We start from the raw sequence: 23,096 nt of genomic DNA, 5'->3' as shown, positions 1-23,096 counted from the left end.
CGGTGCTCATCGATCTGCCGATCGACGTGCAGCTGGCCGAGATCGAGTTCGACATCGACACCTACGAGCCGCTGCCCGTGGCCCGCCCGGCCGCCACCCGGGCGCAGGCCGCCAAGGTGCTGCAGATGCTGAACGCCGCGAAGCGTCCGCTGATCATCGCCGGCGGCGGCATCATCAATGCCGACGCGGACGCACTGCTGGTGAAATTCGCCGAGCTGACCGGTGTTCCGGTCGTCCCGACCCTGATGGGCTGGGGCACCATCGCCGACGATCACGAGCTGAACGCCGGCATGGTGGGTCTGCAGACCTCGCACATCTACGGCAACGAGTCGCTGCTGGCTTCGGACTTCGTGCTGGGTATCGGTAACCGGTGGGCCAACCGCCACACCGGTGGTCTCGACACCTACACCAGGGACCGCAAGTTCGTGCACGTCGACATCGAGCCGACCCAGATCGGCCGGGTCTTCGCGCCCGACTACGGCATCGTCTCCGACGCCGGCGCGGCCCTGGAGCAGTTCATCGCCGTCGCGGAATCCCTTGACGCCGTGGGTGGTCTGACCGACCACGGTGACTGGGCCGAGCAGGTGCGCGCCCGCCGCGTGACCGGACAGCGCAAGACGCACTTCGAGAACGTGCCGCTCAAGCCGCAGCGCGTGTACGAGGAGATGAACAAGGCGTTCGGCCGGGACACCCGGTACGTCACCACCATCGGCCTGTCGCAGATTCAGGCCTCGCAGCTGCTGCACGTGTACAAGCCGCGGCACTGGATCAACGCCGGCCAGGCCGGCCCGCTGGGCTGGACCCTGCCCGCCGCGCTGGGTGTCGCCACCGCGTGCAAGGACGAGCAGGTCGTCGCGCTGTCCGGTGACTACGACTTCCAGTTCCTCATCGAGGAATTGGCCGTCGGCGCCCAGTTCAACATCCCGTACATCCATGTGCTGGTGAACAACTCGTACCTGGGGCTGATCCGGCAGGCGCAGCGGGCGTTCGAGATGGACTACTACGTCCAGCTCGACTTCGAGAACATCAACTCGCCCGAGGTCAACGGCTACGGCGTGGATCACGTCAAGGTCGCGGAGGGTCTGGGCTGCAAGGCGATTCGCGTCTTCGAGCCGCAGGACATCGGTCCCGCCTTCGAGAAGGCCAAGTCGCTGATGGCCGAATTCAAGGTGCCCGTCGTGGTCGAGTGCATTCTCGAGCGCGTCACCAATGTGTCCATGGGCGCGCGTGAGATCAACGAGGTCGTGGAGTTCGAGGAGCTGGCCTCGGCCTTCGTCGACGCCCCGACCGCAACCGTCCCGCTGGACTAGAGGATTCCCATGGCTCGTGTGCTGATCGCCTCCGACAAATTCAAGGGCTCGCTGACCGCGGAGCAGGTCGGGGCCGCCGTGCGAGCCGGAATCCGGCGGGCCCGTCCCGACGCCTCGGTGGCGGTCGTGCCCGTGGCCGACGGCGGTGACGGCACCGTCGCCGCCGCGCTCGCGGCCGGTTTCGATGCGGTCCCGCTGACCGCGTCGGGGCCGACCGGGGAACCGGTGCTGACCGCCTACGCCCGGCGCGACGATCTCGCGGTCGTGGAGATGGCGGATGTGTCGGGCCTGGTGCGGCTGCCGGAAGGCCGGCTGCGACCGATGACCGCCACCAGCCGGGGCACCGGCGAGGTGATGGCGGCCGCGGTCGCGGCCGGGTGCCGCCGCATCGTGCTCGGTATCGGCGGCAGTGCCGGAACCGACGGCGGCGCAGGTCTGTTGGAGGCGCTCGGCGCCCGGCTGCTGGACGCGGATGGGCAGCCCATCGGCGACGGCGGGGCGGCTCTCGCCCGGGTGCACGCTATCGACCTGACCGCGCTGCGCGAGCGGATGGACGGCGTCGAGGTCACGGTGGCCTGCGATGTCGACAATCCGCTCACCGGGCCCTATGGGGCCGCTGCGGTCTACGGACCGCAGAAGGGCGCCGATCCGGCCCAGGTGGCCGAGCTGGACGCCGCGCTCGGGCAGTGGGCGCAGCGACTGGCCGCGGAACTCGGGTCGGATCGGCGCGACGCGGCGGGGGCCGGCGCCGCGGGGGGTGTCGGATTCGCCGCGCTCGCCGTCCTCGGCGCGACCCTGCGGCCCGGCATCGAATTGATGCTGGAGCTGGTCGGTTTCGACGCGCAGCTGGCCGGGGTGGACCTGGTCGTCACCGGTGAGGGCAAGCTCGACGAGCAGACCCTGCACGGCAAGGCGCCCGCGGGCGTGGCGGCCGCCGCGCGGGCCGCGGGTGTGCCGGTGGTCGCCGTGTGCGGCCGGAACACGTTGCCGGCGGACCGGTTGCGCGAAACCGGGTTCGCCGCTGCGTATTCGCTCATCGAGATCGAGCCGGATGAGCAGCGCTGCCTGAGTGCCGGGGCAATGCTGTTGCAGCAGTTGGGTATTCGCATTGCGCACGAACACCTGCCGGGTGGCGCGGGGGTGGGGGCCGTGGCCGCCAAACAACCGAGGGCCAAAAAACAAAACAACCAGGAAGCAACATACGAAACCGCCGCCCCTAAGGGCCCGGGGCGCCGAGCGTCCCGTGGCCATTGATGATGAGGGCGCGCTGCGCGATCTGTCGTCCGTGACCGCCGATATCGACGGCCGGCTGCTGGGTGATCCGGCGGCGCTGAGCGCGGTGCGCTCCGCGCTCGCCGCCGGATCCCTGCCCGAGGTTGATCCGGCCGCGCGGGTCGGCGCACCGATTGCCCGGCCCGGCAAGGTGATCGGCATCGGGCTCAACTACACCGACCACGCCGCCGCGATCGGCGCGGCCATTCCGGAACGGCCAGTGGTGTTCCTGAAGCCCGGCACCACGGTGAGCGGTCCCTACGACGCCATCGAGCTGCCGCCCGGCAGCCGTGCCACCGACCACGAGGTGGAGCTGGGCGTGGTGATGGGCCGCACGCTGCGCGACTGCCCTGATGCCGCCACCGCGCTGGGGGCGGTGGGCGGCTATGTCACCGCAAATGACGTCACCGAGCGCAATGGCATTGCGGGCGAACCGACCTGGGTGAAGGGCAAGTCCTTCGACACCTTCACCCCCATCGGCCCGTGGCTGGTGACACCCGACGAGGTCGCCGAACCGCAGGCGCTGAGCCTGCAGCTGTGGGTGAACGGCGAACAGCGGCAAGCGGGTACGACCGGCAACATGGTCGCCGGGGTGGGCGAACTGCTGCGGTACCTGAGCACGCTGATGACCCTGGAACCCGGTGATCTGGTGCTGACCGGAACCCCGGGCGGCGTCGCGGTCAGCCGGCCGGAGCCGAAACCCTATCTGCGCGACGGCGATGTCGTGGTCGTGGAGGTCGGCGGACTGGGCAGGCAGCAGACCCTGGCCACCGGCGTGCGCGGCTCCGTCGTCATCGGGGGCTGAGTTTCCCGCGGCGGCGTCCGAAGCGCTGCTGGGGCGCCGACCACGTCGCCGCGGGATGATCCGAACGGCCCGGTCACTGTGGGGACCGGGCCGTTCGTCCTGTCCGGGGCCGGTTATCGATCGGGTATGCGCAGCTATGCAGCCGGTCAGGACTTGTTGCCGCCCAGGCTGAATCGCACGCCGGACGGGTCGGCCACCGCCGCCAGCCGGCCGTACGGGGTGTCCTCGGCGGGCCGTACCACGCTGCCGCCCAGCTCGGCCACCTTGCGCACGGCGGCGTCCACGTCCTCGACGCCGAAGTAGACGGTCCAGTATCCGGGCACACTCGGCGGCAGGAAGCTGGTCGAGTCCATCACACCGCCCAGCATCGGGGTCACGGAATGGATGGTGGTGTACCGGAATTCGGGTGTATCGGCAATACTGAACGGGTCCTTCCAGCCGAAGACCGCGCGATAGAACTTCAGGGCGTCGTCGTAGTTGCGCGTATGCAGTTCGAACCACGAGGGCACCCCCACATGCTCCTCCCACTGCCCGCCGCCGACCACGCCGCGCTGCTCGAACCCGGCCATGGTCCCGGCTTCCCACACGCCGATCCCGACCCCGCCGTTGTCCCCGAACACCCCGAACTTGCCGAGGTCCCCGACCGTCGTCACCGGCGCCGCGATCATCCCGCCGGACGCCGTGACGGCCGCCGCGGTCGCCTCGGCGTCCGGGCTGGCCAGGTACACGGTCCACTGATCGGGCCCGCTGTTCCCGTTATTGCGCATCCCGCCCGCCACGGCCAGGCCGTCCTTGCGGAAGGTGATGTAGTCGCCGTACTCGGGCGCGACATCCGCGCTCCACCCGAACAGCTCGCCGTAGAAGCCGATGGCGCTGTCGGTATCGGTGGTGAAGAGATCGGTCCAGACCGGATCGCCCGGCTGCGTCACGTAGGACATGGTCAACTCCTCGAATCGGTATTTCGGTCCCCGGGAATGGAGACGACGCCCGGCTCCGGAAATCATCGTCTGCCGTCGGCCCGAAGTGGGGATGGCGGCGGACGGCGTGTCCGGCGCCGGCATGACAACTGTCATGGCCGGGAGGTGATGGTTGGCAGATTCGGCGAGGTCGGCGCGACCGTAGCGTCATTCCTGTAGCGCACAAACCGATTACAGGAGTTCCGACCATGGCCGACAACATCGCCGCAGTGCCCGCGCCGCAGTCGCAGGACCGGCCGAACCTGCTGCGGATGCTCGCACCCACCGCCCGTGACATCGCGGTGCCGCTCGCGGCGTACTACCTCCTGCACTGGGCCGGGTACTCCGATTTCCTCGCGCTGCTGGCGGGCGCGGTGTTCTCCGGCGTCGTGGTCCTCGTCGAGGTGATCCGGGCCCGGCGTGTGGACGCCTTGGCCGCGCTCATCCTGGCCGGCTTCGTCTTCGGCATCGCCAGCTCGCTGATCAGCGGCGATGCCCGGATGATGATCGTGCGGGACTCGCTCACCACCGCCATCATCGGTCTGGCGTTCGGGGTGAGCGCGCTGCTGGGCAAGCCGCTGACCTACGTGGCGGCCCGGAAGGCCTTCGCGAACTCACCGGCGAAGCTGGCGGAGATGGAGCACAATTTCCGCACCAACCCGCTGGTGCGCCGCGTGCACAACCGGATCGCCGGGATGTGGGGCCTGGGCCTGGTCGGCGAGTCCGTGCTGCGGGTGGTGCTCGCCTACCGGCTGCCCATCCACACCATGGCCTGGCTGTCGAGCGCGCTCATGATCGGCGTGACCGTGGTGCTGATGGCGATCACGGTTCGAACCATCAAGCGGGCCAAGCGATCTGAAGCGATCACGGAATCGGGTTACGCTTCCGTCCATGAGTGACGGATCGGTTCCGGATCGCACGCTCGCCGGAACCGCCCGGGTGGAAGCGTTCAGCGACGGGGTGATGGCGATTGCCATCACCCTGTTGATTTTGGATATCCGGGTGCCCGACCACGAGCCCGGGCGCCTGCTGCAGGCGCTGGCGCATGTCTGGCCGGCGTATGTGGCCTATCTGGCGTCGTTCATGACGATCGGCGTCGTGTGGATGAACCACCACACCTTCTTCGGGCGGTTGCGGCGCATCGACCACGTGCTGCGGTGGTGGAATCTGATGCTGCTGCTGGGCATTTCGCTGGTGCCGTTCCCGACGATGGTGGTGGCCGACAATGTGGTGCACGGGACGCGCCGGGACGCCGTGGTGTCGGTGGCGCTGTACGGGATCGTCGGGGTGATGATGACCGTGCCGTGGGCGCCCATGTGGTGGCGGCTGGCGAAGCGGCCGGAGATGTTGAAGCCCGGTCTGGGTGCGGATTACGCGCGGCGCGAGAGTTGGCGGGCCTGGCCGGGCATCCTGGTCTACGCGGTGTGCATCGGGGTCGGATTCTTGTCGCCTATCACGGCTCTGGTGCTGTATCTGCTGGTCTCGACGTTCTACGGCCTCAGCAACAAAGGGTGGACGGCGCCATCCGATCCGGATCCGGACGACGAGTAACCCTTGCCAATTTAAGCGATTGTGATTAACTGCCGGGGTGGACAGCACAAGTGTGGCCCGCGGCCCGGTCACCCAGATCGCCTGGGTGGTCGAGGACATCGCGGCCAGTGAACAGTTCCTGAAGACCACCATGGGCGCCGGCGGCTGGATGCGCATGCCCGAGATCTACTTCGGGCCCGAGAGCTGCGTCTACCGTGGCGAACCCGCCGACTTCACCGCGCACATCTCGCTGTCCTACAGCGGCGATACCCAGCTCGAACTCATCCAGCCGGTGCGCGGCCGCTCCATCTACACCGAATTCCTCGAACGCGGCGGGCCCGGCCTGCACCACGTCTGCCTGGAACCCGACGACTTCGACGCCGCGCTGAAAGACGCTGCGGCGCAGGGGATCCCGGTGGTGCAGCAGGGCGACATGAGCGGGCAGATGCGTTTCGCCTACCTCGACGGCGCGGCCTCGGGCGTACCGTTCATCGAACTCGCCGAGATCGGGCCGAATATGCGGCTGTTCTTCGAGCAGATCAAGAAGGATGCGCAGTGAGCACACAGATCCCGGAAACCCTTGCGGCGGAGTCGATTACCGAGTGGTCCGACGAGGTCGACGTGGTTGTGGCCGGATTCGGCATCGCGGGCGGCTGCGCGGCGGTCGAGGCGGCCGCCAACGGGGCCCGCGTACTGGTGCTGGAGCGGGCCGGCGTCGCGGGCGGCACCACCGCGCTGGCGGGCGGGCACTTCTACCTCGGCGGCGGGACCGCCGTGCAGCGGGCGACCGGCCACGACGATTCGGCCGGGGAGATGTACAAGTACCTGCTGTCGGTGGCGCGCGATCCCGAACCGGACAAGATCCGCGCCTACTGCGACGGCAGCGTCGAGCACTTCGACTGGCTGGAGAGCCTGGGCTTCGAATTCGAGCGCAGCTACTACCCGGAGAAGGCGGTCATCCAGCCCGGCACCCAGGGGCTGATGTACACCGGCAACGAAAAGGTCTGGCCCTACCGGGATCAGGCGACGCCGGCGCCGCGCGGGCACAAGGTTCCGGTGCCCGGCGACACCCAGGGCGCGGCCATGATCATCGAGCTGCTGGTGAAGCGGGCCGCCGCGCTCGGCGTCGAGGTGCGGTACGAGACCGGCGTGACCAATCTGATCACCGAGGCCGATGGCAGTGTGGCCGGCGTGAGCTGGAAGCACCTCGGCACCACCGGTGCGGTGCGGGCGAAGTCGGTGGTGCTCGCCGCCGGCGGCTTCGTCATGAACACCGACATGGTGGCCGAGCACGTGCCGTGGCTGACCGAGAAACCCTTCGTGCTGGGGACGCCTTTCGACGACGGGCTGGGCATCCGGCTCGGCGTCTCGGCGGGCGGCGTGACCCGCATGATGGACCAGGCCTTCGTCACCGCGCCCGTGTATCCGCCCGCGAAGCTGCTGACCGGAATCGTGGTGAACCAGCGGGGCGAACGCTTCGTCGCCGAGGATTCCTATCACGCGCGGACCTCCGCCTTCGTGCTCGATCAGCCCGGCGCGGTGGCGTACCTGATCGTGGACTCCGAGCACATGGAACGGCCCATGTTCCCGCTCGCTCCGTTCATCGACGGCTGGGAGACCGTCGAGGAGATGGCGGCCGCGCTCGGAATCCCGTACGAGGCACTGCGATCCACCCTCGACCGATACAACGAGAACGCGGCCCGCGGCGAGGATCCCGATTTCCACAAGGCGGCCGAATGGCTCGAGCCGCAGGATCACGGGCCGTGGGCGGCCTTCGACCTGACCCTGGGCAAGGCGCTGTACGCGGGCTTCACCCTCGGCGGCCTGCGCACCTCGGCCGACTCGGAAGTGCTGCGGGACAACGGATCAGCGATTCCGGGGCTCTACGCGGCGGGCGCTACCGCCTCCACCCTGGCCCAGGACGGCAAGGGCTACTCCAGCGGTACCCAGCTTGGCGCGGGCTCCTTCTTCGGGCGCCGCGCCGGACGTCACGCCGCCAGCCGCTCCAGCTGACGGATCAGCTCCGAGGCGGTGACGGCATCGAACGACCCGAACGTGCCGCCCCGCAGCTCAACCGTCAGCACCCGCTGGAGCTCGGGCTCGTAGCGATAACCGCCCGCGAGCCCGGGGTCCAGCGTGACGGCCACCTCCCGGGACGGACCGAACCGGCGATACAGGCGCTCTCCTGACAACTCCCAGCCCAGCTGTTGCAGTCCGAACACCCGATCGGTGCGGACCTGGCGATCGGTGAAGCGGGACAGGCGATCCGCTTCCGCCTCCTCCGGCGTGAGAGCGTACGTTCGTCGCTCCAGCTGCTCGAACGGCTGGCGTAATCGGTTGCCGGCGAAGGAATTCCGCCATGCCGCCAGGGACTCCGAGAGATGCAGCGGGTGGGCCACACCCACCAGCGTCTCGCGCGGCAGCTCGACGGGCCCGTCGTCCACGGCCCGGAGTACGCCCTCGGCATCGATCCGGAACGTGCCCGTCACGGTGCCGCGGCCGTCGAAGCTCGCCCACACCAGCCGCCGGGCCAGCTGACCGAGCGCGGGATCCTCGAGCACCAGCCGTCGGTGTGCTGCGGCCCGCCATCGCCGGGCGTCAACCATGGCCGCCTCCAGTCGCCGAATCTGGTCGGTGGTCACCGATTTCGGCTCCGCGGGGGCGTGTGGTGTGTCCCCGCCGGGAGAGGGCGGTTGCACACCTAGCCGGGCATGCACCCGGAGACTCAGCGTCTCCGCGGCGGGCTCGGGGTCCTCGCTGGGCACTGTCGCCCGCAGCCACGGTGTCATCCGTCCCGCGCGCGGCTCCGGTTCCTCGACGCGCAGGCCTCGCCGTGTCTCGGCGACCGCGGCCGTGAACGCGTACCCGTGCTCGTTCATCCAGCTGTCGATGAACCGGTCGATGAACTCCTGCTCCCGCTGCGCCCCGGTCCGGTACGCGATCGCCGCCTGCTGTGCGATGGCGAACACCACCGCCGCGCCCTCCGGCGTGGCCGGTCCGGCGGGGTTGGCGGCGTATTCCACTGCGGCATCGGCGAATTCGTCCAGCCCGTCCAGCCGGGCCGCCGTCAGCACGGTCTCCACCACTCGACGATGCCGGCGCAGGAACTTCCGCACCGCCGTGGTGGCATGCGGATCGGCCCAGCGCCTCTCCTCGTCGGTCATGCCCGTGATCTTGCCGCCCGGCACCGACAGGTTGTCGGTGGGCGGCGGTAGGGTGGCTCGCTGACGCCCCGATCGGGGTCGCCTCGTGATCATGGGATGGGGGATTTCATGGTTTGGAGCAAGAGCGGAATCCGGGCCGCCCTCGCGGGTCTGTCGGTGGTCCTGCTGGCCGCGTGCGGGGGATCGAGCACGGCGAGCGACCCGTATCGGTGGCTCGAAGAGCTGGACAGTCCCCGCGTGCAATCGTGGGTGGCGGCCGAGAACACGAAGACCCTCGGCGTGCTGGAACAGGATCCGCGCTACGCCGACAATCTGGCCCAGGCGAAGGCGCTGGCGAATGCGGCAGATCGCCTGCCGGTCCCGGAGTTCCACGACGGGATGATCGGCAACTTCTGGCAGGACGCCGACCATCAGCGGGGCATCTGGCGGGAGACGACGGTCGCGGATTACGAATCGCCGCAACCACAGTGGCGCACCGTCCTGGATCTGGACGCCCTGGCCCGCGACGAGGGCAAGAACTGGGTGTGGAAGGGCATGTCCTGCGACCCGGTCACCCATCGGCGCTGCCTGGTCGAGCTGTCCGAGGGCGGCGAGGACGCCGTCACCCTGCGCGAATTCGATCTGGGGACAGGGACGTTCGTGGCCGGCGGATTCGTGCTCGACCGCGGCAAGCAGTACGCCGCCTGGGTGGACACCGACACGCTGCTGGTGTCGCGGGAATGGCAGCCGGGGGAGAAGACCACCTCGGGCTATCCGTACGTCGTGAAGCGTCTGGGGCGCGGGCAGACGCTCGACCAGGCGGTGGAGATCGCCCGCGGTAGCCAGGGTGATGGGCTCGCCACCGCGGCGGTGCTGCTGGACAACGGGGCAGGGCGGCGGATGAACCTGGTGGAGCGGCGGCCGTCGTTCTACGAGTCGGAGGTCAGCCTGCTCGCGGGCGCGCAGCCCGTGCGGCTGGGGCTGCCGCCGAAGTCCGGGCTCCAGGGCATGGTCGGCAATCGAGTCCTGGTTGCGCTGCAACAGGATTGGACCACCGGCGGCGCCACCTTCAAGTCCGGCTCACTGGTGTCCCTCGATGTCGACGACCTGACCGCGCACCCGGATCAGCCGAAGGTCACGCTCGTCTACGAACCCGGGCCGCAGGAGACCCTCGAAGGGGTCATGACAACCCGGGACCACGTGGTGGTGACCTCGCTGTACGACGTGAAGGGCCGCGCCACCGTCTACACCCCGCAGCCCGACGGCGGCTGGACGTCCGCACCGGTTCCCCTGCCGGACAATGCGACCGTCTCCGGCGTGGACGCCGATTCCCAGGGCGAGACGGCCTACCTGTCGGTCACCTCGATGCTCACCCCGTCCACCATCTGGAGCCTGGACACCGCGACCGGACGGCTGAACCAGGTGAAAGCCGCACCGGCACGGTTCGATTCGTCCGGGTTCGTGGTGGAGCAATTGAAGGCCACCTCGCCCGACGGGACCAAGGTGCCCTACTTCATCGTGCATCCGGCCACGCTGCCCTACGACGGCAGCACCCCGACGATCCTGTGGGGGTACGGCGGCTTCGCCTCCTCGTCCACGCCGGGCTACAACGGGCTGCTCGGCAAGTCGTGGCTGGAACACGGTGGCGCGTATGTCATCGCGAATATCCGCGGCGGCGGCGAATACGGGCCCGCCTGGCACGACGCGGCCCTGAAGACCCACCGGCAGAAGGCCTTCGACGACTTCGCGGCCGTGGCCGACGATCTCGTCGCGCGCAAGATCACCTCGCCGCGGCGGCTGGGGATCCAGGGCGGGTCCAATGGCGGGCTGCTCATGGGTGTCGAATTCACGCAGCATCCGGAACTGTGGAGTGCGGTGGACATCCAGGTTCCGCTGCTGGACATGGTCCGCTACGAGCAGATCGCAGCGGGCGCGTCCTGGGTGGGGGAGTACGGATCGGTGGCCGATCCGGACGAACGTGCCTTCCTCGCGTCCATTTCACCGTACGCACAGCTGAAGAAGGGCGTGAAGTACCCAGAGCCGCTGATCTGGACGACCACCAAGGACGACCGGGTCGGGCCCCAGCACGCGCGCAAGTTCGCCGCCCGACTAGCCGAATTCGGCGATCCGTACCTGTTCTACGAGGCCACCCAGGGCGGCCACGGGTCCGGCGCGAACAACGACGAGAAGGCGCACACCAGCGCGCTGGAGTACACCTACTTCATGCGGCAGCTGATGTGACCGGCTCGGTGTGCGGTGACCGCCTAGGCCGGATCCCGCACGATGAGCGAAACCGCCATGGGGACGAGCACTTCCACCAGGTCGCTCACCGGCGGGCGCGGCTCGGACAGCAGCCACTCGTGGGCCAGGCCGTTGATCGCGCCGATCAGGGCGCTGCCCGCGAGTTCGCCCGCGCCGCGCACCCGCGCGCCCGAACCGGCCAGCGGTTCCACCGCGAGATACAGGGTGGCGACCCAGGCGTGCCGCCGATCGCGCCGGTGCTGCTCCATGCGCTCGCTCACGCCGACGACCTCGACGAAGGCGACCTTGGCGCGGTGCGGGTCGGCGCCGATCGAGCCGAGGAACGCCGAGAGGGCCCGCGTCACGGTGTCGGTCGGGTCCGGGTCCGGTCCCATGGCGCTCAGGGCCGTGGCCAGCGCGGCGCCGGCCTGGTCCTGGATCTGGTCGTATGCCGCGACCAGCACGTCCTCGCGGGTCTGGAACTCCTCGTAGAACTGGCGTTTGGACAGTCCGGCGGCCGCGCACACATCGGCCAGCGAACAGTTGGCGTAGCCGCGCTCACCGAAAATCTGGATGGCCGCGTCGAGGAAGCGCTGCCGGCGCTCGGCTTTTCGTTCGGTCACGGCGCGTCCGCCGTACTGCCTGCCTTCGATCGTCACTGTCGTTTCTCGATCGTCACGCCTGAAAGGTTACGGGTGCGGGCCCACGGATTCCGGTTCGCGGATTTCCGCAGCCCGGTTCGCGGACGCGGCGTCAGCGTCGCGGACGCAAACCGTTCATCATGTGGCTGACCATCTCGTCGAAGAGACCGTCGGCCTCCTCGGCGTCGACCAGGCCCGACCCCATGATGGCGGCCAGCCCGTGTAGCGCGGCGACCGCCGACAGGCAGATGCGCCGCGCGTCGCCGGGCACCACCTCGCCGCTCGCCTGCGCATCGGTGACCATTTCGATGGGCACGGTGAAGGCGCGCGCGGCGGCCTCGCCGATGGCCGGAGTCGGACTGTTCTTGCGCGCGAACATGAGTGCCAGCAGCGCCGGATTGTCGATGGCGAAGCGCAGGTAGGTGTGGGCCATGGCGCGCAGGCGCTCCAGGAAGGCGCCGGTGGCGGCGGCCTTCTCGAATCCGGCTCCGAGCCGCTCGAATCCGGCTACGGTCAGCGCGTCCAGCAGTGCCTGTTTGTCGCGGAAGTGCCGGCTGGGCGCGGCGTGGCTGACGCCGGTGTCGCGGGCGAGCTGCCGTAGCGACAGGCCGTCGACACCCGCGCCGCGCAGGGTCTCCTCGGCGCGCCGGAGTAGTTCGGCACGCAGGTCCCCGTGGTGGTAGGACCGCGCGCGCTCCACCACCTCGCGGGCTTTGCGCTTGGCGATGCTCATGGTGAGAGCAGGATATCGGACACACTCGGGGATGTTGGCGTTGACTACTTTGTTGTCGCTGCCTACATTCGTCGCATGGCGAATGACAGTGCCTCCCCGACCGGCCCGGAGGCCACGGTGACCCCGGCGGCGACCCCGGCCCGGCGGGCCGTGCCGCTGCGCGGCTGGATCGGCCCGATGCTGGTGCTCACGCTGCTCGCGGCGCTGATCGGCACCATGTACCTCGGCTACACCTCCGACCCGGAGAAGAACCTGCACGACTTCCCGGTCGCCCTGGTCAATCAGGATGTGGGCGACGTGATGGACGGCAAGACCCTCAATGTCGGCGACCAGATCACCGGCGCGCTGACCGAGCAGATTCCGAAGGACAAGATCGATCTGCGGTTGGTCGGCATCAATGACGCCCGCCAGCAGCTGAGCAATGGCCAGATCTACGGCGCCATCATCATTCCGAGCGACTTCACCAAGCGGCTGTCCATTCTGGCGGCGGCCTCGGTGGTCCCCGGCGACGTGGAGCGCCCGGCCATCACCGTGCAGACCAATCCGCGTGCGGGCACCTACGCGTCCTCGATCATGCAGCGCATCACCGATCGCGCCATGGCACAGGTCAATACGACCGTCGGTGCGCAGCTCACCGATCAGGTGAAGGCCGAGCTGGCGCCCAAGGCGGGCGCTCCCGCGACCGAATTGTCCGGCGCGGCACGGCTGCAGCTGGCCCAGCCCATCGACGTCGTGGTCAGTCCGTACCGGCCGCTGCCCGCGGGCACCGGCCAGGGCCTGTCGGCCTTCTTCTACACCCTCGTCCTGCTGTTCGCGGGCTTCAGCGGCGCCATGATCATCCACTCCATGATCGACAATGTGCTCGGCTACGCCCCGGCCGAATACGGCCCGTGGTTCCGCGCGCCGGAGCCGGCGTCCATCAGCCGCTGGCGCACCCTGCTGGTGAAGTGGGCCATCACCGTCATCACCGCGCCGGTCCTCTCGGGCATGTTCATGGGCATCGCCAGGATCTTCGGTATGCCGATCGACCAGCCGCTGCCGCTGTTCCTCTACGGCACGCTGGCCATCATCGCGGTGGGGGTGACCGGGCTGTCGGTGCTGGCGGCCTTCGGCACCGCCGGGCTGCTGATCAACATGATCGTCTTCGTGGTGCTGGGCCTGCCGTCCTCCTCGGGTTCGATTCCGGTGGAGGCGATTCCGCGCTGGATCGCGGCGCTGTCCAGCTTCGAGCCCATGCACCAGATCTACCTGTCGGTGCGCGCCATCCTGTTCTTCGACGGGCACCTGGAGGCGGGTCTGAGCACCGGTATCTGGATGACGGTGTTCGGCCTGACCCTGGGTCTGCTGCTGGGTGCGGTCGCCACCCACACCTACGACCTGCGCGGCCTGTCCCGGCTCGGTGTGGCCTATCAGCCCTGACCATCGTCTGCCACAGTGACTTTCGGCCCTGTTCGTTGTCGAGCTGTGACGGTGATACTGGCCGCGGGCACCGAATTACTCATCGCCGGGCGATGATTGTGGGGCGGTTCGATGGTGATGGCTTCGTCGCAGTTCGATCAGCTGACGGGACAGTTCCTGCGCGCCGTGCGTGATGCCGGCGGCGGTCTGAGCGCGGTGTGCACCGCGTGTGTGCGGGTGCTGCCGGTCCGGCGCGCGGCCATCGTGCTCGAGGAACGCGACGCCGGCATGCAACCCTGGTGTGCCAGTGACGGATTCGCCGAGCGGGTGGAGCGGGCACAGGCCACCGCGGGGGAGGGGCCCGCGGTCTCGGCGGTGGCCGACGGGGTGCCGGTCGTGGTCACCGATCTGAGCGCGGACTGCGAGCACTGGCCCGGGTTCGCCGAGGCGCTCTCGGGGGAGCCGGTGTCGGGTTCCCTGTTCGCAGTGCCTTTGCGGCTGGGCACGATTCGGCTGGGCGCGGTGGATCTGTACCGCGATTCGGTCGGACGGCCGGGGCCGCGGCTGCTGTCGGCGGCGCTGCACATCGCGGATCTGGTCACCGCCAGCCTGGTGCTGGCCACCGGCGACGACGCCCGGCAGTGGGCACAGCCGTTGTCCAGCCGGTGGATTCATCAGGCGGCCGGGATGACCAGCGCCCGGCTCGGCATCGAGATCGCCGATGCCTATGCCCGCCTGCGCGGATACGCCTTCACCCATGGGCTTTCCCTGGTGGAGGTGGCACGGCGGGTGGTGGAGCGCGAGATTCGGATCGAAGCCGAATGAGCGCAACTGTTCCGCAGCACCCCGCCCGGCAAATACCATGAGCTGACGGCAAGAGCGGCACAGGAAGACTTTCATGGCGGGCGCCCCGGCGTTCGCCGAGGGGTGATCACGGTGTCCGACAGTGAGTTGCTGGTGGCGGTGCTGGCCAGGTTCGCGCGCCTGCTACCGGCGGCAACCGAACTGCCCCATATTCTGGACGAATTGATGCACAGTGCCATCGATGTGCTGGAACCGGGCGGTGTGACGGTGGCACTGTCCCCGAAACTGCAGGGTGACCGGTCGGAACTCTTCGGCGGCATCCCCGAGGAGCTGCTGGATCTCGAGGTCTGCCAGCGCGATCACGCTCGCGGACCCGGCGTGGTCGCCCACGCCTGCGGCGCGCCGGTGACCGTCACCGATATCGGTAGCTACGGCGACATGTGGCCGGAGTACACGAGTCTGGCCGGGCGGCACCGGATCTCCTCGGTGGCCGCCGTCCCCATGCGCCTCGACGACACCGAAGCCGGTGTGCTGAGCCTGTATTCGCGCGACCCGCGGCACTGGACCGGCAAGGACCTCTCGGTCGCCACCCTGCTGGCGGGCATGGCCACCGGCCACATCGTCACCGCCAACCTGGTGCAGCGCCAGCAGCGGGTGACCGAGCAGCTACAGCACGCCCTCACCACCCGCATCGTGGTGGAACAGGCCAAGGGGGTGATCGCGCACGCCCACCACACCACGCCCGATGCCGCCTTCGCACTCATCCGCGCCCACGCGCGGCGCAATCGCGTCACCGTGCACGCGGTCGCCCACGGCATAGTCGAACTGGGCCTGCGGATTTGATCGGCGATGGATTCGCACACTTTGCCCGGAATTCCATCCCCGAAAACAGATCACGGCGGGAAGAGGGTGGTCGTGGAGTAGCCTGGTGAGTTGGCGGAACCGAAAGCCCCTGTCCCCGGCCGGTTTCCGTTCGCGGTTGGCGACCGTCCCAGTCCTCGACGGCTCGTTTCGGCAAGTCTGTGCTCGCTTTCCGTCGATCTGGGGGCAATCGTGAATTCCTCACGTGCACCGCAATATTCCGCTGCCCACCCGGCAACCCACTCGCATCCCAGCCCACCCGTCCGGCCCGCCGCGTCCCGATCCACCCGGCGCGGCAGTGAATTCGATCAGCTCGTACGCCGGATCGGCGCGGGCGATCGGGACGCCTACGAGGAGCTCTACCGCCGCACCCGCGGCCTCATCTACTCCCGAGTCCTGAACATCGTGTGCGACACCGGATATGCCGAGGAAACCTGCCACGAGGTCTACCTGCAGGTCTGGCGCAGCGCCGCCACCTTCGACCCGGAACGCGGCAATGCCCTGACCTGGCTCACCACCCTGGCCCACCATCAGGCGGTGGACCGGGTGCGGCGCGAATGCAGTGCGGCCGGGCACGAACACCGCTGGGGCGTCGGCGATTACCGGCCCGCCATCGATGTGGTGGCCGAGGAGATCCTGCGCCGCCACGACGAGCGCGCCATCCGTCGCGGCCTGGCCACGCTCACCCCCTATCAGCGCGAATCGGTGGTGCTGGCCTTCTACGGCGGTCTCACCTACCCACAGGTCGCGGCGCAGCTGGGCATCGGGCTGCCGGCGGTGAAGGCACGCATCCGCTCGGCGCTGGCCCAGCTCAAAGTGTCACTGGCGTAAACGGATACGGTGTGCCGATCAGTGCGCGGCGGTGGCCTTGAAGCCGCGCGGGACCAGGATCACGGTGAGCACCGCGACCGTGCCCACCATGGCGGTCGAGATCCAGGAGGTGGTGGTGAGCGCGGCATCGTAGGCGTGCTGGGCGATGCGCAGCACCTCGTCACCGGTGGGCCCGCCGATCTTCTCGGCGATATGGGCCGCGCCGCCCACCGAGCCGCGCGCCTCGGCCAGATCGTCGCCCTGCAGCGGCAATCCGGTCATGTGGCCGGTGAACAGACGACCGTGAATGCTGCCCAGCAGCGCGACGCCCAGGCCGATGCCCAGCTCGTAGTTGGTCTCCTCGACCGCGCCCGCCTGCCCGGCGCGCTCGGCTGGCACCGCCGATACCAGCACCGCGGCCGCGGTGGTGATGGCGATGCCGTCACCGATGCCCAGGCACACCAGCACCAGCGCGACAATCGGATAGGTGGTGTCCGGCACTGCTGCCAGCACCGCGAAACCCCCAGCCAGCGCGCCCAGCGCGACGCCCATCAGCGCGCGCACGCTCACGTGCTGCATGAGCCACGGGGTCGACAGCGAGCCGAACAGGGTGGCCAGCGCCGCGGGCAGCGTGCGCATGCCCGCCCGGGAGGGCGAGTAGCCGTGAATGTATTGCAGCCACAACGAGATCAGGAACAGTGCCGCACCGATGGCCAGCATGGCCAGCAGGGTGGCCAGCGCCGCCGCGGTGAACGCGCGATTGCGGAACAGCCGCACATCCAGCAGCGGATCCGGCGACTTCAGCTGCCGATAGGCGAACAGCCCCAGCAGAATCACCGAGGCGGCCATGATCACCAGATCGATCGGGGCCGGATTGCCCTTGGCCACATGCTTGATCCCCCACGCCAGCGCCACGACGCCCAGCACCGACAGCGCCGCGCTCGCCCAGTCCAGGCTGCCGTGCTGCGGCGCTTGATATTCCGGCAGCAGCCACAGTCCGGCGGCGACCGTGATGATCACCACCGGCACATTCAGCCAGAAGGCCGCCGACCACCCGAACGCCTCGACCAGGTGGCCGCCGACCAGCGGGCCGATGGCCGCGCCCGCACCGGCCACCGAGGCCCAGATGCCGATGGCCAGCGTGCGTTCCCGGTCATCGGAGAAGATATTGCGGATCAGCGAGAGGGTGGACGGCATCACCATGGCCCCGCCGACGCCCAGCAGTGCGCGGCCCGCGATGAGCTGCGCGGGCGCGTGCGCGGTCGCCGCCACCACCGAGGCCAGGCCGAAAAGCACGAAGCCGGACAGGAACAGCCGCTTACGGCCGTAGCGGTCGCCGATCGCGCCGCAGGTGATGAGCAGGCCGCCCAGCACCAGGCCGTACAGGTCGACGATCCAGAGCTGTTCCATCGGAGTGGGTGCCATGTGATCGATGAGCGACGGCAGCGCGACATTGAGGATGGTCGCGTCCATCGCCACCAGCAGCAGGCTCGCGCACAGCACGGCGAGCATGGCCCACCGGCTCGCCGGCGCGGGCGCCACCCGGTTCGCCAGATCGTCCGACTGTTCCCGGGGTGGGATGCGGCCCACGTCTTCCGCCTCCTCGGCTAGGCATAGGTCAAGCTGCTGGCAACAACCTGGCTAGCCTACCCGGGGTGCGCGGCTCACTCGTTCGCGTTCTGCTTCGCCAGCAGGTCGCGGATCTCGGTGAGGAGCTCCAGTTCGGTGGGATCGGCCTTCACCGCGGTGGGCTTGCTGAGCCGGTTCTTGATGGTGTTCATCGGGAGGATGAGCACGAAATAGAGGACCGCGGCCACACACAGGAAGTTGATGCCGGCGCTGATGATCGGACCGAGGGCGACGAAGGTGGACGGCTTGTCGGACAGGAGTTGGAAGCCCAGGCCGTATTCCTTGTTGCCGCCGAGGGTGGCCAGCAGCGGCTCGATCACACCCTTGGTCATCGAGGTCACAATGGCGGTGAAGGCCGTGCCCATGACCACGGCCACCGCGAGATCGATGACATTGCCTCTCATCAGGAAGTCTTTGAAGCCCTTGAGCATGATGCGCGCTTGATCCAATCCGAGACGTTTTCGTTATCTTCTGGATGGGAGTTTAAGGGCTGGTCGTGGTGTGGCGCGCACCTGGCACAGCCCCCTTGACGTGCATCACTCCGGACGGTCGGTCGGGGGCTGGCACACAAGCGGTAACCCAACGGGGGTCGTCCGGAAAGAACGAAGCGGCCGGATGAAAGCGAACAACCCCGGTTCCGGGCCGTGTGGCCCGGAACCGGGGTTGGGTGTGGACTACTTTCCGCCCGCCCTGTTCTTGAGGGCAGTGACGATCTCGTTGACCGCGGCGAGCACGTCCTGGGCGGCGTGGTCGAGGTTGGCGCGCACCGATTCCAGAGTGCTCTGGAGATCCTCGGGAGTGATCTTGTCGGCGAAGGCCTTCGCCATATCGGCGAGATCGGCGGCCGCGCTCTGTGCCCGGTCGGCCAGTTCGGCGGCGGCTCCGCTGGCCCGCTCGGCCAGCGCTCCCGCCGCTGATTCGGCTCGCTCTCTCAGGTCGGAGGCGGTGACCCCGAGGTCGGTGGTCAGATCGTCGGCGGTGGTGCGCAGGTCGTCGGTCAGGCGTTCGACCTTGTCATCGGAGTCGTCATCAGTGGGCATCGTCGTGGTTCCTTACTTCGATCCGCCGCTCAGGCATCGGAACCCTCCCTACGTCGGTCACGCTCGGGCAGTTGCAGCCATCTTTCAGCAACCGATAGTAGTCCTCTTTCGGTGCGCCATCGGCACTCTTTCGGTGCGCGGTGGCCGCACTTTCAGTGCACGGGACCCAGGGCGCGCTCGATGTACTCGTTCGTGAAGCGCCCCTTCGGGTCGAAGCGGCGGCGGACCTCGGCGAACCTGTCCCAGTCCGGGTAGCGCTCGCGCAGGGTCTCGGCGGTCTGGAAGTGGCGCTTGCCCCAGTGCGGGCGGCCGTTGTAGCGGTCGAAGACGCGTTCGCAGGCGCGGAAATACGGCTCGTAGTTCATGCCCTGGTACTGATGCACGGCGATGTAGCAGGTCTCGCGGCCGCCCGCGGGGGAGAGGAAGGCGTCGTCGGGGGCGACCCAGCGCACCTCGATCGGCATCGGGGTGTCGAAATGCTTGGCCACCTCCTTGATCTCGCGGATGGCGTCGGCCGAATGCTCGCGTGGCAGTGCGTATTCCATCTCGGTGAAGCGGAACAGCCGGGGGCTGGCGAAGACCCGGTAGGAGCGCTCGACCTGGCGGCGGTAGCTGCCCGCGTAGGCGGCGCTGCGCTGCACCAGCGGGATCAGGCTCGGGCGGCGGCGGGTGAGCCGGCACAGCGCGTCGAAGGTGTAGTTGGTCATGAGGATGTCGGAGAACCAGTCCACCGCTTTGCCGCGCGGTTGCTCGGGCAGCTCGACCCGGTTGTTGCGCTTGGTCATTGCCAGCGGGCTGTGCGCGAACATGTAGAACTCGAAGTGCTCGTTGCCCTCGACGTAGCTGTCGAGATCGGCCAGCACCTCCTCGACCGGCACCGGTCGTTCGATGCCCTCGAGGACGAAGGACGGCACCATCTGCAGGGTCACGGCGGTGACCACGCCGAGCGCGCCGACGTTCACGCGGGCGGCGCGCCAGCCGTCGGGGTCGGTCTGCTCGTTGAGTTCGACCCGGCTGCCGTCGGCGAGCATGAGCTCGACGGAATGCAGTGCGGCCGAAAGGTTCTGCAGCTTCGATCCGGTTCCGTGGGTGCCGGTCGCGGTGGCTCCGGCGATGGACTGCACGTCGATGTCGCCGAGATTGGGGAAGGCCAGGCCCAGCGGGTGCAGCGCATTGCTGGCGGCATTGAGCGTGATGCCGGCTTCCGCCCGGACCAGACCGGATTCGCGGTCGACGTTCAGGATCCGGTCCAGCTTGCTCAGGCGCAGGAGCGTGCCGTCGGTGAGCACGGTCTCGGTGAAGGAATGTCCCGATCCGGCGACCCGGACGGTGTGCCCGTTCGCTTCGGCCTGTGCGAGTACTGCCGCGACGTCCTCGGGCGAGCTCGGTTCGGCGATGGCCGCCGGGGTACAGCTCTGATCCCCGGCCCAGTTCGCCCAAGAATTGGTCATGCGACCAACTTTAAACCGCGAGTGTGATGCGCGCTACCGTTTGCGCGGCGTGTACGCCGCGGCCTTGGCTCGCTCCACCTCGTCTTCGGTGAGCGGCGGCTGGGCCAGCGCCAGGCGGGGCACGCCGTCGCCGCGCACACCATTGAGAATCAGCGCCATATAGCGCTCCCAGACCTGGGGGTTGACCGGCCGGGCGAATCCGGCGATGCCATCGACCATGTTCACCATGGCGAAGAAGTCGCCCGCCTCGATATCGGGCTGCAGCGCGCCCGCGTCCCTGGCGCGCTGGATGACCGCCTGCATGCCGGGCCGGATGTGATCCTTCATGGCGCAGAAGCGATCCATGCTGTCGTGCAATTCGAGGATGACCTCGCCGAAGCCGCGGTTGACCGCGACGTGCCGGCACGAGTACTCGAACAGGTCGACCAGGCCCTCCCAGGGGTCCGGATGGTGTAGTGCCACATCCACGGCCCCGGCGAGTTCGGTGACCATCTGGTCGAAGACCTCGGAGATGAGCTCCTGTTTGTTGGCGAAGCGGCGGTAGACGGTGCCGACGCCGACGCCGGCGCGCTCGGCTACATCGTCGAGGGTGACCTCCAGTCCGCGATCGGCGAACAGCTCGCGGGCGGCCGCGATGATGCGCTGCTGATTGCGGGCGGCGTCCGCGCGCAGACGCCGAGGTGGGGGCGCGGTGGTGACGTGATTCACACCCTGATCCTAACAGCAATCGGGATTATCTGGAGGACCTGTCTCCGTTTTGCTGGTAGTTTTTGCCGGTAAACGGAGACCGGTTCTCCACTAATCCTAGGGGACGAGGAAAACCACCATGACAACAGCTCTCGAGAAAGAGGTCGCGGCACCGGCCGCCGCGTCGCGGCGCGGATCGCACGCGCTGCGCTGGTGGGTGCTCGCCGTACTCGGCGTCGCCCAGCTGATGGTCGTGCTGGACGCGACCGTCGTGAACATCGCGCTGCCGCACGCGCAGGCCGATCTGGGCTTCTCCAACGGCGATCGGCAGTGGGTCATCACCGGATACGCGCTCGCCTTCGGCAGCCTCTTGCTGCTGGGCGGACGGCTCTCCGACCTGTTCGGACGGCGCACCACCTTCATCACCGGCCTGGTCGGCTTCGCGGTCGCCTCGGCCGTCGGCGGCGCGGCCGGCAACTTCGAGGTGCTGGTCGGCTCTCGCGTCGCGCAGGGCGTGTTCGCCGCGCTGCTCGCGCCCGCCGCGCTCTCGCTGCTGACCGTCACCTTCACCGAACCCGCCGAGCGCGCAAAGGCTTTCGGCATCTTCGGCGCCATCGCCGGCGCCGGCGGCGCCCTGGGCCTGCTGCTGGGCGGCGCGCTCACCGAGTGGGCCTCGTGGCGCTGGGTGATGTACGTGAACCTGGTCTTCGCGGCCATCGCGCTGGTCGGCGCGGTACTGCTGCTGGCCGGGCACACCGCCACCGAGCGGCCCAAGCTGGATCTGCCCGGCACCCTCGCGGTGACCGCCGCACTGTTCGCCATCGTCTACGGCTTCTCACACGCCGAGTCGGACGGCTGGACCAATGGCCTGACGCTGTCCTTCCTGATCGGCGGCGTGGTGCTGCTCGGCGTGTTCGCCTGGCTGGAACAGCGGGTCGCGCATCCGCTGCTGCCGCTGCGCGTGGTGCTGGACAAGACCCGCGGCGCGTCCTACGTCACGGTGTTCACCATCGGCATCGGCATGTTCGCCATGTTCCTGTTCCTCACCTACTACATGCAGCAGCAGCTGGGGTACTCGCCGATCCGCACCGGCGTGGCGTTCCTGCCCATGGTCGCCGGCATGGTGGCGGCCTCCACCACCGTGCCCGCCCTGCTGATTCCCCGGGTGGGCCCGAAGGTGACCGTGGTGAGCGGATTCCTGCTCGCCACAGTGGGAATGGTGCTGCTGACCCGCATCGGCGTGGACACCGGCTACGCCAGCCACATCCTGCCCAGCCTGGTCCTGATGGGCCTGGGTCTCGGTATGGCGATGTCGACGGCCTTCAGCGGCGCGACCTCGGGCGTGCACCACAGTGACGCCGGTGTCGCCTCGGCGATGGTGAACACCAGCCAGCAGGTCGGCGGTTCCATCGGCACCGCGCTGCTGAGCACCCTGGCCTCGACTGCCTTCGACAACTACGCGTCGAGCCACGTGCCGCCGTCGGCGGCGGTGCTGGCCGAGGCCGCGGTGAAGAGCTACACCACCACCTTCTGGTGGGCCGCAGCGATCTTCGTGGTCGGCGCGGTGGTCACCGGTCTGATCATGCCCAACAAGGTGCCGGTTCCGGCAGAGGGTGAACCCGTTCTGGCGCACTGAGTTCCGGACGTGGAAGCGGCCCCGCTCACGAAAGTGAGTGGGGCCGCTTCTTTTTCGGCTTACCGCGATCAGCGGCAGTTGGAGGGCGGGGCCAGGCCCGCGAACCGGTCGGACAGGTAGTCCACGGCGGTGGCGGCGCCGACCATGGC

22 protein-coding genes are annotated in these 23,096 nt (G+C 68.7%); 13 read left to right on the top strand and 9 right to left on the bottom strand.

Annotation, left to right across the window (positions count from 1 at the left end; genetic code table 11):
- From gcl to ACFXN1_RS12265, 3 genes are all read left to right on the top strand, one after another.
- The coding region (gene gcl, locus ACFXN1_RS12275; RefSeq protein WP_379463565.1) for a glyoxylate carboligase at positions 1 to 1,310 on the top strand (1,310 nt) is incomplete at its 5' end.
- Between the two features lie 9 nt (positions 1,311 to 1,319).
- Positions 1,320 to 2,564 (top strand): glycerate kinase, encoded by a 1,245-nt coding sequence (locus ACFXN1_RS12270; protein ID WP_379463564.1) that lies wholly within the window; start codon positions 1,320 to 1,322, stop codon positions 2,562 to 2,564.
- On the top strand, positions 2,554 to 3,387 hold the full coding sequence (locus ACFXN1_RS12265) for a fumarylacetoacetate hydrolase family protein (RefSeq protein ID WP_379463563.1): 834 nt from the start codon (positions 2,554 to 2,556) through the stop codon (positions 3,385 to 3,387). The genes ACFXN1_RS12270 and ACFXN1_RS12265 overlap by 11 nt, the downstream gene beginning before the upstream one ends.
- 146 nt (positions 3,388 to 3,533) lie before the next feature.
- Here the strand turns inward: ACFXN1_RS12265 and ACFXN1_RS12260 are convergent, their stop codons facing one another.
- Positions 3,534 to 4,325 carry a VOC family protein gene (locus ACFXN1_RS12260; protein WP_379444209.1) on the bottom strand — a complete coding sequence of 264 codons (792 nt, stop codon included), beginning with the start codon at positions 4,323 to 4,325 and terminating at the stop codon, positions 3,534 to 3,536.
- A 227-nt stretch (positions 4,326 to 4,552) separates the two neighbouring features.
- On the opposite strand from ACFXN1_RS12260, the gene ACFXN1_RS12255 reads away from it, so the two are divergent.
- From ACFXN1_RS12255 to ACFXN1_RS12240, 4 genes are read left to right on the top strand one after another with little or no spacing between them, the layout of a single operon-like run.
- On the top strand, positions 4,553 to 5,242 hold the full coding sequence (locus tag ACFXN1_RS12255; protein WP_379444208.1) for a VC0807 family protein: 690 nt from the start codon (positions 4,553 to 4,555) through the stop codon (positions 5,240 to 5,242).
- A complete protein-coding gene (locus tag ACFXN1_RS12250) occupies positions 5,235 to 5,894 on the top strand; it encodes a TMEM175 family protein (protein WP_379444207.1) in 660 nt (219 codons plus the stop codon). Before ACFXN1_RS12255 ends, ACFXN1_RS12250 begins: the two co-directional genes overlap by 8 nt.
- A 37-nt stretch (positions 5,895 to 5,931) precedes the next feature.
- A complete protein-coding gene (locus ACFXN1_RS12245) occupies positions 5,932 to 6,432 on the top strand; it encodes a VOC family protein (protein ID WP_379444206.1) in 501 nt (166 codons plus the stop codon).
- Complete coding sequence (locus ACFXN1_RS12240; protein ID WP_379444205.1) at positions 6,429 to 7,886, top strand: FAD-binding protein; 1,458 nt, start codon at positions 6,429 to 6,431, stop codon at positions 7,884 to 7,886. The genes ACFXN1_RS12245 and ACFXN1_RS12240 overlap by 4 nt, the downstream gene beginning before the upstream one ends.
- On the opposite strand, the gene ACFXN1_RS12235 is transcribed toward ACFXN1_RS12240, so the two are convergent.
- Positions 7,862 to 9,130: a DUF4132 domain-containing protein gene (locus ACFXN1_RS12235; protein WP_379444204.1), complete on the bottom strand. Its 1,269-nt coding sequence runs from the start codon at positions 9,128 to 9,130 to the stop codon at positions 7,862 to 7,864. The two genes, ACFXN1_RS12240 and ACFXN1_RS12235, sit on opposite strands and share 25 nt — an antisense overlap.
- Positions 9,131 to 9,145: 15 nt before the next feature.
- Here ACFXN1_RS12235 and ACFXN1_RS12230 point away from each other — a divergent pair, with 15 nt between their 5' ends.
- A complete protein-coding gene (locus ACFXN1_RS12230) occupies positions 9,146 to 11,257 on the top strand; it encodes a prolyl oligopeptidase family protein (protein WP_379444203.1) in 2,112 nt (703 codons plus the stop codon).
- A gap of 23 nt (positions 11,258 to 11,280) precedes the next feature.
- Here ACFXN1_RS12230 and ACFXN1_RS12225 read toward each other — a convergent pair whose 3' ends face one another.
- Together ACFXN1_RS12225 and ACFXN1_RS12220 are read right to left on the bottom strand one after the other, a co-directional pair.
- Positions 11,281 to 11,880, bottom strand: coding sequence for a TetR/AcrR family transcriptional regulator (locus tag ACFXN1_RS12225; RefSeq protein ID WP_379427105.1), 600 nt, complete (start codon positions 11,878 to 11,880; stop codon positions 11,281 to 11,283).
- A 130-nt stretch (positions 11,881 to 12,010) separates the two neighbouring features.
- Positions 12,011 to 12,631 (bottom strand): TetR/AcrR family transcriptional regulator, encoded by a 621-nt coding sequence (locus ACFXN1_RS12220; protein WP_379399756.1) that lies wholly within the window; start codon positions 12,629 to 12,631, stop codon positions 12,011 to 12,013.
- Positions 12,632 to 12,706: 75 nt separating this feature from the next.
- Here ACFXN1_RS12220 and ACFXN1_RS12215 point away from each other — a divergent pair, with 75 nt between their 5' ends.
- From ACFXN1_RS12215 to ACFXN1_RS12200, 4 genes are all read left to right on the top strand, one after another.
- A complete protein-coding gene (locus tag ACFXN1_RS12215; RefSeq protein ID WP_379444202.1) occupies positions 12,707 to 14,050 on the top strand; it encodes a DUF3533 domain-containing protein in 1,344 nt (447 codons plus the stop codon).
- Between the two features lie 117 nt (positions 14,051 to 14,167).
- Positions 14,168 to 14,854, top strand: coding sequence for a GAF and ANTAR domain-containing protein (locus tag ACFXN1_RS12210; protein ID WP_379444201.1), 687 nt, complete (start codon positions 14,168 to 14,170; stop codon positions 14,852 to 14,854).
- A 111-nt stretch (positions 14,855 to 14,965) separates the two neighbouring features.
- Entirely contained in the window at positions 14,966 to 15,676 is a 711-nt protein-coding gene (locus ACFXN1_RS12205; RefSeq protein WP_379444200.1) for an ANTAR domain-containing protein, read from the top strand.
- Between the two features lie 210 nt (positions 15,677 to 15,886).
- Positions 15,887 to 16,525: a sigma-70 family RNA polymerase sigma factor gene (locus ACFXN1_RS12200; protein WP_379444199.1), complete on the top strand. Its 639-nt coding sequence runs from the start codon at positions 15,887 to 15,889 to the stop codon at positions 16,523 to 16,525.
- An 18-nt stretch (positions 16,526 to 16,543) separates the two neighbouring features.
- Here the strand turns inward: ACFXN1_RS12200 and ACFXN1_RS12195 are convergent, their stop codons facing one another.
- The 5 genes from ACFXN1_RS12195 to ACFXN1_RS12175 all read right to left on the bottom strand — a co-directional run bounded on the left by ACFXN1_RS12195 (position 16,544) and on the right by ACFXN1_RS12175 (position 21,332).
- Entirely contained in the window at positions 16,544 to 18,094 is a 1,551-nt protein-coding gene (locus tag ACFXN1_RS12195; RefSeq protein WP_379399751.1) for an MFS transporter, read from the bottom strand.
- Positions 18,095 to 18,168: 74 nt separating this feature from the next.
- The gene (gene mscL, locus ACFXN1_RS12190) at positions 18,169 to 18,582 is read right to left on the bottom strand and encodes a large conductance mechanosensitive channel protein MscL (RefSeq protein ID WP_379444198.1); all 414 of its coding nucleotides are present in this window, start codon (positions 18,580 to 18,582) and stop codon (positions 18,169 to 18,171) included.
- A gap of 225 nt (positions 18,583 to 18,807) precedes the next feature.
- On the bottom strand, positions 18,808 to 19,173 hold the full coding sequence (locus tag ACFXN1_RS12185) for a hypothetical protein (RefSeq protein ID WP_354840665.1): 366 nt from the start codon (positions 19,171 to 19,173) through the stop codon (positions 18,808 to 18,810).
- A gap of 152 nt (positions 19,174 to 19,325) precedes the next feature.
- A complete protein-coding gene (locus ACFXN1_RS12180) occupies positions 19,326 to 20,624 on the bottom strand; it encodes a D-arabinono-1,4-lactone oxidase (protein WP_379444197.1) in 1,299 nt (432 codons plus the stop codon).
- Between the two features lie 33 nt (positions 20,625 to 20,657).
- Complete coding sequence (locus ACFXN1_RS12175; protein WP_379379177.1) at positions 20,658 to 21,332, bottom strand: TetR/AcrR family transcriptional regulator; 675 nt, start codon at positions 21,330 to 21,332, stop codon at positions 20,658 to 20,660.
- 118 nt (positions 21,333 to 21,450) lie between these two features.
- Here ACFXN1_RS12175 and ACFXN1_RS12170 point away from each other — a divergent pair, with 118 nt between their 5' ends.
- On the top strand, positions 21,451 to 22,947 hold the full coding sequence (locus ACFXN1_RS12170; protein ID WP_379444195.1) for an MFS transporter: 1,497 nt from the start codon (positions 21,451 to 21,453) through the stop codon (positions 22,945 to 22,947).
- Positions 22,948 to 23,096 lie beyond the last annotated feature (149 nt).

The organism is Nocardia sp. NPDC059154, from assembly GCF_042755705.1.
Lineage (GTDB): Bacteria > Actinomycetota > Actinomycetes > Mycobacteriales > Mycobacteriaceae > Nocardia.
The sequence above is the reverse complement of the archived record's forward strand: the minus strand, read 5'-3'. Positions and strand labels throughout refer to the sequence as shown.

What these genes read in the sequence shown, in the direction of transcription:
- ACFXN1_RS12270 (WP_379463564.1), top strand. Translation starts at nt 1,320, where the DNA reads ATGGCTCGTGTGCTGATCGCCTCCGACAAATTCAAGGGCTCGCTGACC.
- ACFXN1_RS12260 (WP_379444209.1), bottom strand. Translation starts at nt 4,325, where the DNA reads ATGTCCTACGTGACGCAGCCGGGCGATCCGGTCTGGACCGATCTCTTC.
- ACFXN1_RS12255 (WP_379444208.1), top strand. Translation starts at nt 4,553, where the DNA reads ATGGCCGACAACATCGCCGCAGTGCCCGCGCCGCAGTCGCAGGACCGG.
- ACFXN1_RS12250 (WP_379444207.1), top strand. Translation starts at nt 5,235, where the DNA reads ATGAGTGACGGATCGGTTCCGGATCGCACGCTCGCCGGAACCGCCCGG.
- ACFXN1_RS12235 (WP_379444204.1), bottom strand. Translation starts at nt 9,130, where the DNA reads ATGATCACGAGGCGACCCCGATCGGGGCGTCAGCGAGCCACCCTACCG.
- ACFXN1_RS12230 (WP_379444203.1), top strand. Translation starts at nt 9,146, where the DNA reads ATGGTTTGGAGCAAGAGCGGAATCCGGGCCGCCCTCGCGGGTCTGTCG.
- ACFXN1_RS12220 (WP_379399756.1), bottom strand. Translation starts at nt 12,631, where the DNA reads ATGAGCATCGCCAAGCGCAAAGCCCGCGAGGTGGTGGAGCGCGCGCGG.
- ACFXN1_RS12215 (WP_379444202.1), top strand. Translation starts at nt 12,707, where the DNA reads ATGGCGAATGACAGTGCCTCCCCGACCGGCCCGGAGGCCACGGTGACC.
- ACFXN1_RS12210 (WP_379444201.1), top strand. Translation starts at nt 14,168, where the DNA reads ATGGCTTCGTCGCAGTTCGATCAGCTGACGGGACAGTTCCTGCGCGCC.
- ACFXN1_RS12185 (WP_354840665.1), bottom strand. Translation starts at nt 19,173, where the DNA reads ATGCCCACTGATGACGACTCCGATGACAAGGTCGAACGCCTGACCGAC.
- ACFXN1_RS12180 (WP_379444197.1), bottom strand. Translation starts at nt 20,624, where the DNA reads ATGACCAATTCTTGGGCGAACTGGGCCGGGGATCAGAGCTGTACCCCG.
- ACFXN1_RS12170 (WP_379444195.1), top strand. Translation starts at nt 21,451, where the DNA reads ATGACAACAGCTCTCGAGAAAGAGGTCGCGGCACCGGCCGCCGCGTCG.